Raw genomic sequence first — 13,906 nt, forward strand, 5'->3', positions numbered from 1 at the left:
TGTCGAGAAGCTACACCATGCCCGGCGGCCGGATGGGGGTGAACTTTTCGAATGCAACCATGTTCCGGCCGGCGAGCAGGGGCTGCAGCACCAATTGGGCAGCAACGACCGCACCCGGGGCATTGAACTCAAGGAAGTGCCAGCGCAGATTGGTGTGTGGGTCGCGAAAGCTCATGTGATCCTGTCCGACGATGGTGCCGAGTATTCCCGGCGCCAGCGTGCTGATCAAATGCTCGGTACCGCCATCGCCGAAGCCGTTGACCTTGCGCCTGGCATGACCATCGTGCATCAGGTTGGTGGTGGACCCCAATCCTAGCAAGACGCGGCCGGCCGAAGTGCGATGCAAGGCCGCGATGGGGATGCTGCCTTTGATCAGGAGTTCGCGTGTGCGGATGGTGTCGCGCAGGCCCAGATATTGTTGTTCGGCGATGTCGCCGGTATTGGTGTGATGGCCGTTGTTCAGAACGTCGGTCGCCGGCAAGCCCAGCCAGGCCGAAGCCACGTCGTGGCGGTGCACATCGAAGATGGTCGCGGCCGGCACGAGCGCGAGATCCACCGTCACTACACCGTACATGCTGACGAAAGGTATTCCGCGCGTGGACAGCGCGGGTCTGTTGGAGACGCCGGTGGAAATGTAGCGCTTGTTGCCGCCCCAGCCGCGTGTATGAGTCAGGATCTGCTGGGCTTCAGTCAGCGCGATTCCCGCGCCCACGCCGTGCATGAAGGCTCCACCGACCTCGGTGAGCTGGGCATTCACGGTGCCGAGCACGGAGCGCAGCGGTCGCCCCTGCGTGATGGCCATGGCATCGAATGCGCTCAGGCCGCGTGTGACGAAACGCTTGACGTGCGTGGCCGAGGTGGTGAGCGAAATGTAGTGACGAGGGGGAACATTGTTGTCACCGTGGCGATGGTAGACGTCGTTATGTGCGAGCAGCGGGCGGCCGATGAGATGGAAGCGGCCCTCGCCGAAGAAGACGGTACCAACCTTGGCCCTGATACCTCCGACCCGCATGAAGCAATCTGACGAATGAGGGAGGTTGTCCACGAAATCGAGTACTCCGCGATAGCGGAGCAATAGCGCGCCTTTGAGTCGCGGCCAGTTGCCGCCACCGTTCAGATGCGCCTTCTCATAGGTGTGTAGCGCGGTATGAATCGCATTGAAGTCTGCGGCTACAGCAAGGTTCTGCGCCAGCGCGTTGGCCGCCTCGGTCGAGTGGCGCTTCCGCATGTTCTTGTTGATACCGAACAGCGCCGAGATTTCGTCACGCCGGCCGTGGTGGCTGGGCGGTGCGACGGGATCAGGAACAAACGAGTACTTATCTCGCATGGTGGCTGCAATTGCCCGAAGTAGACGGGACCATCACATATTCCTTGTGTGAGTATGGAGGTCCGGGCATCTTGGTGCTCGATTGCATGCCGTTCCATTACGGCCTATTACAGACTCTCGAGAAAACGGCCGACTTCTGACGATGTCGCTGGAGGCCGGCGGGAGTGTTCAGTGCTTGCTACAGGCACGCCCCGTTTTCGAAGAAGCCTCTGGGAGAGCTCAGTTCATCCGGCGCCACGCCGCGAGCCGGTCGCGCGCGGCGTGCCCGGCAGCAGGTGGTCCAACGGCAGCGCTGTTTCAGACTTGATCTCGCGCAGCACGATGCTCGAGCGCACGTGCGTCACGCCCGGCAGGCTGAACAGCACCTCGTGCAGGAAGCGCTCGTAGTGCTTCATGTCGGGCACGGTCACGTTGAGGATGTAGTCGGCCGGCCCGGTGGCCGACACGCAGCGGATGATCTGCGGGCTCGCGGCCACGGCTTCCTCGAAGCGCTGCACCATCGTCTCGCTGTGACGGTCGAGGTTCACCTCGGCGACGGCCGAGACGTGCAGGCCCACGAGCTCGGGGTCGACCAGCGTGGTGTAGCCGCGGATGACGCCGGCGGCTTCCATGTCCTTGATGCGCTTCCAGCAGGGCGTGGGCGAGAGGCCGACGGCCTCGGAGATCTGCTGCACGGTCTGGCGGCCGTCGTGCTGCAGCGCGGAGAGGATCTTGAGGCAGTGCTCGTCGAGGGAAACGGTGCCGGCATTCATCGCGGAGGTCGCGTGTAGTGATGGGGTTTGGAGGGAGCCGAGTGCCGACCCCGTCCGTCGTCGCGATTCTCCCCGATCGATGCGTCAGGGCAATGCAGCGCCTATGCGTCGGCGGCGCGCGCGAATTCCAGTGGCAGGTCCTTGAACTGCTTCTTCAGCGAGGCCTCGGGCGAGCCGCCGACCACGATGCGCGCGAAGGCGTCGAGCGGGCTGAAGAAGGCCGGCCGCAGCGTGCCGAGCTTGCTTTCGTCGACGATCAGGAAGCTCTGCGACGCGCTGCGGATTGCCGCCTGCTTCACCGGCACCTCGTGAAAGTTGGAGCAGCTCGCGCCGCGCTCCAGGTCGATGCCGCCCGCCGAGATGAAGGCCTTGTTCACGCCCAGCCTGGCGAGGTACTGCAGGCCCTCGTCCGAGAAGAAGGTGGCCGAGGAGGGGTGGTAGAGCCCGCCCAGCAGCATCAGCTGCGTGTTCGGGCGGCGGCTCAGCACCTGCGCGATGTTCGTGGAGTAACACACTACGCTCAGCGGCATCTCGGGCGGCAGCGCCTCGGCGAAATGGACCATGGTGGTGCCGCAGTCGATGAAGAGGCTGTCGTGCGGCTGCACGAGCCCGGCGGCGCGTTCGCAGGCCAGGCGCTTGTTGGCCGCATGCTGGTCGCTGGCCTCGTCGAGCGAGTAGCGCTCGGCGCCCGGCAGCGTGGTCGCGAGCACGTAGCCGCCGAGGGCGGAGAGGGGAGATTCCGCCGATGCCAGGTCGCGGCGGATGGTCATTTCCGTCACATCGAGTTGCTGCGCCGCCTGCTTGATCGGCAGCGGGCCGCCGGCCTCGACGAGTTCCTGCATCCTGGCCAGGCGCACGGCCCGGGCCTCGGCTCCGGCGGTTCTTCTCATGTTCGTTTCCTCAGGTCCACGCTCTGGAGTATCGGGCATCGCATGTCGTTTCAATGTTGTTTGAAAAACATATTGCGCGTTTAAATGTTGTTGTAATAACATTTGTCCCAACACGAACACCAAGGCCATCGCCATGCAATGCGATGCGATGAGGCCCGGAGACAAAAGACATGTACCCAGCCGTCCCGCCGCAGTCGCGGCCCTTGCGCGCCACGGCGCTCGCCCATCCATGACTTCCACTTCCCTCGTTCGCCCCAGCGGCGCGGTGCGCTCGCGCCCGGCTTCGCCTGCGGCCGCGCCCCAGGCGCCCGCCGGGACGCCGGCGCAGACCCACCCCGCTGCCGCGCGCAACACCGCCCAGCCCTTCGACCTCGGCTGGATCGACGGCATCCGCTTCAACCTCTCTGCCGCCGAGCGCCGCGTGGCCACGCTGCCCGGCCGCCGCTCGGTCAAGAAGGACGCACAGGCCGGCTGGCTGCTCAAGGCCATCACCTGCATCGACCTCACCACGCTCAGCGGCGACGACACCGCCGAGCGCGTGAAGCGGCTCTGCGCCAAGGCCGTGACGCCGGTTCGCCCCGACCTGCTGGCCGCACTCGGGTTTGCCGACCGCAAGCTGCACACGGGTGCTGTGTGCGTCTATCACCGCTTCGTCTCCACGGCGGTCGAGGCGCTGGCAGGCAGCGGCATTCCGGTGGCGGCGGTATCCACGGGCTTTCCGGCGGGGCTGATCCCGCACGAGCTCAAGCTCAAGGAGATCGAGGCCTCGGTACGCGACGGCGCTTCGGAGATCGACATCGTCATCACCCGCGAGCACGTGCTCGCCGGCCAGTGGAAGAAGCTCTACGACGAGATGCTCGACTTCCGCCGCGCGGCGGGCGATGCGCACGTGAAGGCGATCCTCGCCACCGGCGAGCTCAAGACGCTGCGCAACGTCGCGAAGGCGTCGATGGTCTGCATGATGGCCGGCGCCGATTTCATCAAGACCTCCACCGGCAAGGAAGGCGTGAACGCCACGCCGCTGGTCACGCTCGCGATGCTGCGGATGATCCGCCAGTACGAGGCCCGCACCGGTCTGCGCGTGGGCTACAAGCCCGCGGGCGGCGTCTCCACCGCGAAGACGGCGCTCGACTACCAGGTGCTCATGAAGGAGGAGCTGGGCCGCGACTGGCTCGAGCCCGACCTGTTCCGCATCGGCGCCTCCACGCTGCTGGCCGACATCGAGCGCCAGCTGGAGCACCACGTCACCGGCCGCTACTCGGCCTACAACCGCCACCCGATCGGATGAGCCCGATGAGCAGCAGCAACAACAACAACGTCGCACGTTATTTCGACACCATGGACTACGGCCCCGCGCCCGAGAGCGACACCGACGCGCGCGAATGGCTCGCGCGCCATGCCGAAGGCTTCGGCCACTTCATCGACGGACGCTTCACGCTCGCTGCCGAGGGCGCGCATTTCGACACGGCCGAGCCGGCCACCGGCCAGCGCCTCGCGCGCATCGCGCAAGGTTCGGCGAAGGACGTGGATGCCGCGGTGGCGGCCGCGCGCGCAGCGCAGCCGGGCTGGTTCGCGCTCGGCGGCCATGGCCGTGCGCGGCATCTGTATGCGCTCGCCCGCATGGTGCAGCGCCATGCGCGCCTGCTCGCGGTGGTCGAGGCACTCGACAACGGCAAGCCGATCCGCGAGACGCGCGACCTCGACGTGCCGCTGGCCGCGCGCCACTTCTATCACCATGCCGGCTGGGCGCAGCTGCAGGAGCGCGAGTTCGCCGACCAGGTGCCGCTGGGCGTGGTCGGCCAGATCATTCCGTGGAACTTCCCGCTGCTGATGCTCGCGTGGAAGATCGCACCCGCGCTCGCGCTGGGCAACACCGTGGTGCTGAAGCCCGCCGAGTTCACGCCGCTGAGCGCCTTGCTCTTCGCCGAGCTCGCGGCGCAGGCGGGCCTGCCGCGCGGCGTGCTCAACGTGGTGACGGGCGACGGCGCCACCGGCGCTGCACTGGTCGCGCACGAGGGTGTGGACAAGATCGCTTTCACCGGCTCGACGGAAGTGGGGCGGCTGATTCGCACCGCCACGGCGGGCACGGGCAAGTCGCTCACGCTGGAGCTGGGCGGCAAGTCGCCCTTCATCGTTTTCGACGACGCGGACATCGACGCCGCTGTCGAAGGCGTGGTCGACGCGATCTGGTTCAACCAGGGCCAGGTGTGCTGCGCCGGTTCGCGGCTGCTGCTGCAGGAAGGCATCGCCGACGACTTCATCGCGCGGCTCAAGCGCCGCATGCAGACCCTGCGCGTGGGCTCGCCACTGGACAAGGCGATCGACATGGGCAGCCTGATCGACTCCACGCAGCTCGAGCGCGTGCGCTCGCTGGTGGCCACCGGCGTGCGCGAGGGCGCAAGCTGCTACCAGGCGCCGGGCGCGCTGCCGCCGGGCGGCAGCTTCTTTCCGCCGACGCTGCTGACGGGCGTGCAGCCGGCATCCACCGTCGCGACCGAGGAGATCTTCGGCCCCGTGCTGGTGACCATGACCTTCCGCACGCCAGACGAAGCCGTCGCGCTTGCCAACAACACGCGCTACGGCCTCGCGGCCAGCGTGTGGAGCGAGACCATCGGCCTCGCGCTGGGCATCGCGCCGCAGCTGCAGGCAGGCGTGGTGTGGGTCAACGCGACCAACCTGTTCGACGCTGGCGTGGGCTTCGGGGGCTACCGCGAATCGGGCTACGGCCGCGAGGGCGGGCGAGAGGGCTGCTACGAATACCTGAAGCCGCGCGCGTGGGCGCAGCGCAAGCCGCGCGCCGATGACGTGGCCGTCGTCGCAGCGAACGAAGCAGCGGATGCCAGGAACGAAACTCCGCTCGCATTGCCCGCCATCGACCGCACCGCCAAGCTCTTCATCGGCGGCAAGCAGGTGCGGCCCGATGGCGAACTCTCCAGCAGCATCTTCGCCGCCAACGGGCAGCGTGCCGGCGAGGTGGGCGCGGGCAACCGCAAGGACATCCGCAACGCGGTCGCCGCCGCGCGCTCGGCCGCGGGCTGGTCGAGCGCGACGCCGCATCGCCGCGCACAGGCGCTTTACTACCTCGCGGAGAACCTCTCGGCGCGCGCAGGCGAGTTCGCCGTGCGCATCGCGAGCCTCACCGGCGTTGCGGCGAAGGCCGCGCAGGCCGAGGTCGATGCATCGGTGAGCCGCCTCTTCGCCTACGGGGCCTGGGCCGACAAGTACGAGGGCACGGTGCATGTGCCGCCGCTGCGCGGCGTAGCGCTGGCCACGGTCGAGGCGATCGGCGTGGTGGGTGTGGTCTGCCCCGACGAGGCGCCGCTGCTGTCCTTCGTGAGCCTGCTGGCGCCGAACCTCGCCATGGGCAACCGCACGGTCATCGTGCCGGGCGAGAAGCACGCGCTGGTCGCCACCGACTTCTACCAGGTGCTCGAAACCTCCGACCTGCCGGGCGGCGTCGTCAACATCGTGACGGGCCCGGCCGCGGGCCTCGTGCGCACGCTGGCGGAGCACGACGACGTCGACGCGCTCTGGGTCTTCAGCGCGAAGGAACTGTCGCGCGATGCCGAGCGCCTGTCTGTCGGCAACCTCAAGCGCACGCTGGTCGACCACGGCCTGGCCACCGACTGGCACGACCTCGCATCGGGCGAAGGCCCGGTGTTCCTGCGGCACGCCACGCAGGTCAAGAACATCTGGATTCCCTATGGCGAATGAACGGGCAGCCATCGTTCCTGTTATCGAAACCAAGGGAAATCCCCGAGAAGCAAACGTTTGCGCAAACGTTTTCTTTATCTAAGATCGCAGCCGCGAAAGCCATACCAATTCAGGAGACCGAATGCTGAAGTCCATCCATCCGCTGCTCAACGCAGACGTGCTCTACGCCTTGCGCGCGATGGGCCACGGCGACGAGCTGGTGCTGTGCGACGCCAATTTCCCGGCCGACTCGGTCGCCCGCCAGACCTCGCTGGGCCGGCTGCTGCGCATCGACGGCGTGGGCACCACCGAGGCGGCGCGCGCCATTCTTTCGGTGCTGCCGCTGGACAACGCGGTGGAAGATCCGGCGAGGCGCATGGAGATCATGGGGGCGCCCAATGAGATCCCGCCCGTGCAGCAGGAGATGCAGCGCGAGATCGACGCGGCCGAAGGGCGCCCGCGTCCGATGGGCTCCATCGAGCGCTTCGCCTTCTATGAAGCCGCGCGCCGCGCCTACTGCGTGATCGCCACCGGGGAGCGCCGCTTCTACGGCTGCTTCGTGTTCAAGAAGGGCGTGATCGCCCCCGAGGCCTGATCGCGATGAGCACGGCTTCTTCGCACCAGCAGCGCGGCGTCGCCGTGCTCGGCATCTTCGTGGCCGACCTCGCCTTCCGTGCGGCCGACCTTCCGGGCGTGGGCCAGACCATCGCCGGTTCCGGCTTCGCCATGGGCCCCGGCGGCAAGGGCTCGAACCAGTCGGTGGCGGCGGCGCGCGCCGGCGCGCAGGTGACCTTCATCTCCAAGCTCGGGCAGGACGCCTTCGGCGCCAATGCGCTCGCACTCTGGGCCGAGGAGGGCATCACGCCGCGCGTGCCGCAGGTGACGACGCAGCCGACCGGCGCGGCCTTCATCTACGTGCACGAGGTCACGGGCGACAACGCCATCATCGTGGTGCCCGGCGCCGCGGCGCTCATCGACTCGGCGGACGTGGATGCGGCCGCCGACGCCATTCGCGGCGCGCGGGTGTTCGTCACGCAGCTGGAGCAGCCCGCCGGCGCCGCGCAGCGCGGTCTGGAGCTTGCGCGCGCTGCCGGCACGGTGACGGTGTTCAACCCCGCGCCCGCGCTGCCGTTCGACGATGCCGTGTACCCGCTGTGCGACTTCATCACGCCGAACGAGCACGAAGCCGCCGCGCTGAGCGGCATCGCCGTCGAGACCGTCGAGGATGCGCGCCGCGCGGGCGACTTCTTCCTCTCCAAGGGCGTGGGCTGCGCGCTCATCACGCTCGGCGACAAGGGCGCGCTGCTGCATAGCGCGAGCGAGTCGGTGCACCTGCCCGTGTTCCATGCCGGCGCGGTGAAGGAAACGGCCGGCGCTGGCGATGCCTTCAACGGCGGCTTCGCTGCCGCACTGGCCGAGGGCGCGTCTCCGCTGGAAGCCGCTCGCTTCGGCTCGGCCGTGGCAGCCATCTCGGTCACGCGCGCCGGCACCGCGCCTTCGATGCCCACGCGTGCCGAGGTCGATGCGCTGCTGGGCCGGGCCGCAGCCTGAGAACGCGAGCCGCAAAGGAGCCTTCCGTGAAATTCAGGTTTTCAGACCGCGAGCTCAACTTCCTGGTCGGCATCAACGTCGCGATCCTCGTGGTCGCCACGGTGCTGTCGAAGGGCGACTTCCTCGACGTCTACAACTTCCAGTCGATGGGCGGCCAGCTGCCCGAACTCGGCCTGCTGGCCATGGGCGTGGCGCTGTCCATGATCTCCGGCAACGGTGGCATCGACCTCTCGGGCGTGGCGCTGGCCAATCTCTCGGGTGTGGTGGCGGCCACGCTGGCGCCGATGCTGGTCGATGCCGATGCTGCGCCGTGGGCCTATACCGGAGCCTTTGCCGCGGTCGCGCTCGCGACGGGGCTGGTAGGCGGGCTGCTCAACGGCGTGCTGATTGCGCGCGCCGGCCTCACGCCCATTCTCTGCACGCTGGGCACGCAATTGCTCTACACCGGCCTGGCCGTGGTGCTCACGGGCGGTTCCAGCCTGCGCGTGGGCAATGCGGAGCCGCTTTCGGCCATCGGCAACGAGAACGTGCTGGGCGTGCCGATTCCGTTCGCGATCTTCGTCGCGATGCTGCTGGCCGTGGGCTGGCTGCTCAAGCAGAGCCCGTTCGGCATCCGGCTCTTCCTGCTGGGCACCAACGCCAAGGCGGCGCGCTACGCGGGCATTCCGCAGGGCCGCATGCTGATCGCCACCTACGCGCTGTGCGGCGTGCTGGCGGCGGTGGCGGGCGTGATCATCGCGGGCCGCACGGCCAGCGTGAAGTCGGACTACGGCAACTCCTACCTGCTGATCGCCATCCTCATCACCGTGATGGCGGGCGTGCGGCCGCAGGGCGGCTACGGGCGCATGGTGTGTCTGTTCTTCTCGGCCGTCGCGCTGCAGCTGCTGTCGAGCACCTTCAACCTGCTGGGCATTTCCAACTTCTTCCGCGACTGCGCCTGGGGCCTGCTGCTGCTGTTCTTCCTGGCATCGGCGCGCTTCAGCCTGGCCGACCTGCGCAGCTTCATCTCCGTTTCGCGCACCAGCGCACCGCCGCATCAGCCCCCTCCTGGCGCGACGCAGAGAACCACCGAGGGCTAGGAGACAAACGAACATGCTGAAGAAAACCAAGATCGCCTGCACCGTGCTCGCACTGGGCACCGTCGCCTTCGCCTCGGCGCTGCATGCGCAGGGCAAGCCGCAGGACATCGTCACCGTGGTGAAGATCACCGGCATCAGCTGGTTCAACCGCATGGAAGTGGGCGTGAAGGAGTTCGGCAGCAGCACGCCGGGCGTGGCCACGCGCCAGATCGGCCCGGCCCAGTCCGACGCCGCGCAGCAGCAGCGCCTGGTGGAAGACCTGGTGGCCAAGAAGGTCGACGCGATCGCGGTGGTGTCGATGGACCCGCCCACGCTGGAGCCGGTGCTCAAGCGCGCGATGGAACGCGGCATCAAGGTCGTCACGCACGAGGCCGACAACCAGAAGAACACCATGGTCGACATCGAGGCCTTCGACAACACCGCCTACGGCGCGCGCATCAACGAGCGCCTTGCCGCCTGCATGGGCCAGCAGGGCAAGTGGACCTCGCTGGTCGGCTCGCTGGGCAGCCAGTCGCAGGTGCAGTGGGCCGACGGCGGCGCCGCCAACGCGAAGAAGTACCCCAAGATGCAGCTGGTCGACGCCAAGAACGAGTCGCTCAACGACGCCGAGAAGGCCTACGGCAAGGCCAAGGAAATGCTGCGCAAGCACCCGGACCTGAAGGGCTTCCAGGGTTCGTCGTCGCTCGACGTGCTGGGCATCGGCCGCGCGGTGGAAGAAGCCGGCCTGGCGGGCAAGATCTGCGTCTTCGGCACCGGCCTGCCGAGCGAGGCGGCCAAGTTCCTCGAGTCGGGCGCGGTCGGCGGCATCGCCTTCTGGGACCCGAAGGACGCCGGCATCGTCATGAACAAGGCGGCCAAGATGCTGCTGGACGGCAAGACCATCACCGACGGCACCGACATGGGCGTGCCCGGCTACAACAAGGTCTCGGTGAAGAAGGGCCCGGGCGTGGGCATCATCGTCACGGGCCAGGCCTGGGTCGAGGTCGACAAGCAGAACTACAAGAAGTATTCGTTCTGACCGCCTTGCAGCCATGACCCTGACCGCGCCTTCCACGCAAGCAAGCCCGGCCGACACACCGGCCGGGCGCCGGGTGTTCCTCGAAGTGCAGGACGTGCACAAGCGCTTCGCGGGCGTGCACGCGCTGCGCGGCATCGACCTGCGCATCGAGGCCGGCGAGATCTACCACCTGCTCGGCGAGAACGGCTGCGGCAAGAGCACGCTGATCAAGATCATCTCGGGCGCGCAGCCGCCGAGCCAGGGGCGCATCGTGATCGACGGGCGGCCGTACGACTCGCTGTCGCCGCTGCAGGCGCTCAGCCTCGGCATCGAGACGGTCTACCAGGACCTGTCGCTGCTGCCGAACATGAGCGTGGCCGAGAACGTCGCGCTCAGCGAGCAGCTGGTTGCAACCGGCGGCCGGCTGGCGCGGCGCTTCGACCGCAAGGCGCTCGCGGCCACGGCCGCGCGGGCGCTGGAGGCGGTGAAGCTGCCGACCGACGCGGCCTTCCTCGCGCGGCGCGTGGACGAGATGCCCATCGCCACGCGGCAGCTCGTGGCCATCGCGCGCGCGGTGGCCACGCGCGCGCGCATGGTCATCATGGATGAGCCCACCACCTCGCTCACGCAGAAGGAGGTGGACAACCTCGTTCGCGTGGTGGAGGCGCTGCGCGAGCAGGGTGTGGCTGTGCTCTTCGTGAGCCACAAGCTCGACGAGTGCATGGCCATGGGCGGCCAGGCCATCGTGTTCCGCGACGGAACGAAGGTGGCGCAGGGCCCGATTCGCGACTTCACCAAGGCCGAGATCGCGCACTGGATGACCGGCAAGCACCTCGACGGCGAGCGCTACCGCCACGGCTCGCACGGCGGCGAGGAGCTGCTGAAGGTCGAAGGCCTGGGCCGCGGCGCGCAGTTCAGCGACGTGAGCTTCACGCTGCGCAAGGGCGAGATCCTCGGCGTGACCGGCTTGCTCGACTCCGGCCGCAACGAGCTCGCGCTGGCGCTGGCCGGCGTGCAGGCCGCCGACCGCGGACGCGTGCTGCTCGACGCGAAGGAGATCGCGCTGAATACGCCCACCGACGGCATCCGCCAGGGCATCGGCTACGTGCCCGAAGACCGGCTCAGCGAAGGCCTGTTCCTCGACAAGCCGATCCGCGACAACATCGTCACGGCGGTGCTCAACCGCCTGCGCGGGCGCTTCGGCGCGCTCGATACAACCCAGTGCCAGGCGCTGGCGGAGCGCACCGTGGCCGACCTGCAGATCGCCACGCCCGACGTCGACAGGCCGGTGCAGTCGCTCTCGGGCGGCAACCAGCAGCGCGTGCTCATCGGGCGCTGGCTGGCCATCGGACCGCGCGTGCTGATATTGCACGGCCCCACCGTTGGCGTGGACGTGGGCTCCAAGGACACCATCTACCGCATCGTGCAGCGGCTGGCAGAGCAGGGCCTGGGCGTGATCCTGGTGAGCGACGACCTGCAGGAGCTGCTGCAGAACTGCGACCGCATCCTGCTGATGCGCAAGGGCCGCATCGCCAACGACTTCGACGCGCAGGGGCTCGCCGAGAGCGACCTCTATCACGCGCTGGTTTCCGACACACCTTCTCCCGCATTCTCATGACGGCTTCCACCATGCAAGCGCAGTCCGCGCCGGCCGCGCCTGAATCGGCTCCGCACCCGCCGCAGGCGCGGGTCTCGCTGCGCGTCTGGCTCGCGCAGCGCCCCTCGGTCTTCACGCTCGCACTGATCGTGCTGGCGAGCCTGGCCGTGGGCGCCATCAACCCGAGCTTCTTCCAGCTGCCGGTGCTGTTCGACATCGTGCGCGCCTGCACGGTGCTGGGCCTGTTCGCACTGGGCGTGCTGATCGTGCTGGCTGCCGGCGGCATCGACGTGTCGTTCGCGGCCATTGCCGCGCTCACGATGTACAGCATCACCAAGCTGGTGCTGAACTACTTTCCGGAAGCGCCCATCGCGCTGCTGCTGGTTGCCGGCGCGGCCAGCGGCGCGCTGCTGGGCGTGATCAACGGGCTGCTGGTGCACTGGCTCAAGGCGCCTTCGCTCATCGTCACCATCGGCACCCAGTACCTGTACCGGGGCATCCTGCTGACCTTCGTGGGCACCGTGTTCTTCATGAACGTGCCGGCGCCGATGGATGCCTTCGGCAAGCTGGCGCTGTGGCGCTTCGACACGCCTCAGGGCCTGCACGTGGTGCTTCCGGCCACCGTACTGGTGCTGGTGTTCGCGGCGGTGCTGACCTGGTGGCTGCTGAACCGCACGCTGATCGGCCGCGCGGTGTACGCCATCGGCGGCAGCCTGGCCATTGCGGAGCGGCTGGGCTACAACCTGCGCACGGTGCATGTCTTCGTGTTCGCGTACGCGGGGTTCCTCTCGGGGCTTGCGGGCATCGTGCACGTGTCGAGCACGCGTCTGGCGAACCCCTTCGACCTGGTGGGCAACGAGCTGGACGTGATCGCGGCCGTGATCCTCGGCGGCGCGCGCATCACCGGCGGCAGTGGCACCGTGGGCGGCACGCTGCTGGGCGTGGTGCTGGTCACGCTGATCAACAACGTGCTGATCCTGGCGGGGGTGCCCAGCACCTGGCAGAAGGTGATCATCGGGGCGTTCATCCTGGTGGCCGGGGGCTTCTTCGCGATGCGCTCGCGCGACTGACCGGGGATGCGGCCGCCGCGCCATCGCCACGAGGCCTTGTGGATCGCAATCGAATGTCCGACGCCAATGCCACCGTTCTCTGCGAGGAGCCGAGCCCGTTCGCGGGGCGAGGCTTCGACCCCGGCAGCTGCCTTCACGACCACGAACTGCACCTGATCGGAAGCGCCCCGGCATGCCTGCGCGTCGGCAGCGGCGCTGGCGAAGAGACGCATACGCTCGCACCCGGCGCGGTCGTGCTGCTCGGGCCCCTGCTGCCACGGACACTGAGGCTGGCGTATCGAGCGGAGCCGGACGACGGACTGGTGCTGCGCTTCAGCGATGAGCCGCTGCGGCGCGGCGCGGCGATATTTCCGGAGCTGTCGGACGTCGGGCCGCTTCTTTCGCGCGCGCGCCAGGGCGTGCATTTCGTCGGCCTGGGTGCGGAGACGCTGACCAAGCTGAGGCGCCTTTCGACGCTGCACGGGCTGGCACGGTTTTCGGCATTCACCGCCGTGCTGAATGAGCTCTCGCAGTGGACCGACTTCCGGCTGCTGGCCCGAATCCCCGTGCACGCGGACGCCGCCGGGCCGGGCCGCACGCTGCACGTGCAGAGAGCTCTGCTTCACATCCGGAACAACTACGCACAGCCGCTGTCGCTTTCGGAGGTCAGCGCGCTCGTGGGCACCAGCAGGACCTCGCTCTCGCGCAGCTTCCGCCGCGCGACCGGCAAGACCTTCACCGACTTCATCATCGGCCTGCGCCTGGCGAAGGCCTGCGGCCTGCTGACCTCCACGCGCCAGCACGTGAGCAGCATCTGCTACGAGGTGGGCTTCAACAACCTCTCGAACTTCAACCGCCACTTCCGGCGGCTCGAAGGCATGACGCCGGGCGAGTTCCGGGCGCGGCACGCGGGCGCCGGAAGGTGAGGTAGCGCCGGGAGACTGGTGTTTTCTCAGGATCTGAAGAAATAA

At 68.1% G+C, this 13,906-nt stretch carries 12 protein-coding genes; 9 read left to right on the forward strand and 3 right to left on the reverse strand.

Annotated elements, in window-relative coordinates:
- Positions 1-10: 10 nt before the first annotated feature.
- The 3 genes from EJP67_RS29150 to EJP67_RS29160 form a co-directional block, all read right to left on the reverse strand.
- Positions 11-1,327 carry a hypothetical protein gene (locus EJP67_RS29150; RefSeq protein WP_126025219.1) on the reverse strand — a complete coding sequence of 439 codons (1,317 nt, stop codon included), beginning with the start codon at positions 1,325-1,327 and terminating at the stop codon, positions 11-13.
- Positions 1,328-1,551: 224 nt separating this feature from the next.
- Positions 1,552-2,079: an Lrp/AsnC family transcriptional regulator gene (locus tag EJP67_RS29155; protein ID WP_126025220.1), complete on the reverse strand. Its 528-nt coding sequence runs from the start codon at positions 2,077-2,079 to the stop codon at positions 1,552-1,554.
- Positions 2,080-2,180: 101 nt separating this feature from the next.
- The gene (locus EJP67_RS29160; protein ID WP_126025221.1) at positions 2,181-2,969 is read right to left on the reverse strand and encodes a DeoR/GlpR family DNA-binding transcription regulator; all 789 of its coding nucleotides are present in this window, start codon (positions 2,967-2,969) and stop codon (positions 2,181-2,183) included.
- 229 nt (positions 2,970-3,198) lie between these two features.
- On the opposite strand from EJP67_RS29160, the gene deoC reads away from it, so the two are divergent.
- From deoC to EJP67_RS29205, 9 genes are all read left to right on the forward strand, one after another.
- On the forward strand, positions 3,199-4,257 hold the full coding sequence (gene deoC, locus EJP67_RS29165) for a deoxyribose-phosphate aldolase (RefSeq protein WP_126025222.1): 1,059 nt from the start codon (positions 3,199-3,201) through the stop codon (positions 4,255-4,257).
- Between the two features lie 5 nt (positions 4,258-4,262).
- On the forward strand, positions 4,263-6,683 hold the full coding sequence (locus tag EJP67_RS29170; protein WP_126025223.1) for an aldehyde dehydrogenase family protein: 2,421 nt from the start codon (positions 4,263-4,265) through the stop codon (positions 6,681-6,683).
- Positions 6,684-6,804: 121 nt separating this feature from the next.
- Entirely contained in the window at positions 6,805-7,257 is a 453-nt protein-coding gene (locus EJP67_RS29175; RefSeq protein ID WP_126025224.1) for an RbsD/FucU family protein, read from the forward strand.
- A gap of 5 nt (positions 7,258-7,262) precedes the next feature.
- On the forward strand, positions 7,263-8,213 hold the full coding sequence (locus EJP67_RS29180) for a ribokinase (protein ID WP_126025225.1): 951 nt from the start codon (positions 7,263-7,265) through the stop codon (positions 8,211-8,213).
- A 26-nt stretch (positions 8,214-8,239) separates the two neighbouring features.
- Entirely contained in the window at positions 8,240-9,292 is a 1,053-nt protein-coding gene (locus EJP67_RS29185; protein WP_126025226.1) for an ABC transporter permease, read from the forward strand.
- 13 nt (positions 9,293-9,305) lie between these two features.
- A complete protein-coding gene (locus EJP67_RS29190; RefSeq protein WP_126025227.1) occupies positions 9,306-10,310 on the forward strand; it encodes a substrate-binding domain-containing protein in 1,005 nt (334 codons plus the stop codon).
- Positions 10,311-10,323: 13 nt separating this feature from the next.
- The gene (locus tag EJP67_RS29195) at positions 10,324-11,907 is read left to right on the forward strand and encodes a sugar ABC transporter ATP-binding protein (RefSeq protein ID WP_126025228.1); all 1,584 of its coding nucleotides are present in this window, start codon (positions 10,324-10,326) and stop codon (positions 11,905-11,907) included.
- Complete coding sequence (locus EJP67_RS29200; protein ID WP_126025229.1) at positions 11,904-12,956, forward strand: ABC transporter permease; 1,053 nt, start codon at positions 11,904-11,906, stop codon at positions 12,954-12,956. The genes EJP67_RS29195 and EJP67_RS29200 overlap by 4 nt, the downstream gene beginning before the upstream one ends.
- A 53-nt stretch (positions 12,957-13,009) precedes the next feature.
- Positions 13,010-13,861: an AraC family transcriptional regulator gene (locus EJP67_RS29205; protein WP_126025230.1), complete on the forward strand. Its 852-nt coding sequence runs from the start codon at positions 13,010-13,012 to the stop codon at positions 13,859-13,861.
- Positions 13,862-13,906 lie beyond the last annotated feature (45 nt).

The sequence above is a fragment of the Variovorax guangxiensis genome (genome assembly GCF_003952165.1).
Taxonomy (GTDB): Bacteria; Pseudomonadota; Gammaproteobacteria; order Burkholderiales; family Burkholderiaceae_C; genus Variovorax; species Variovorax guangxiensis.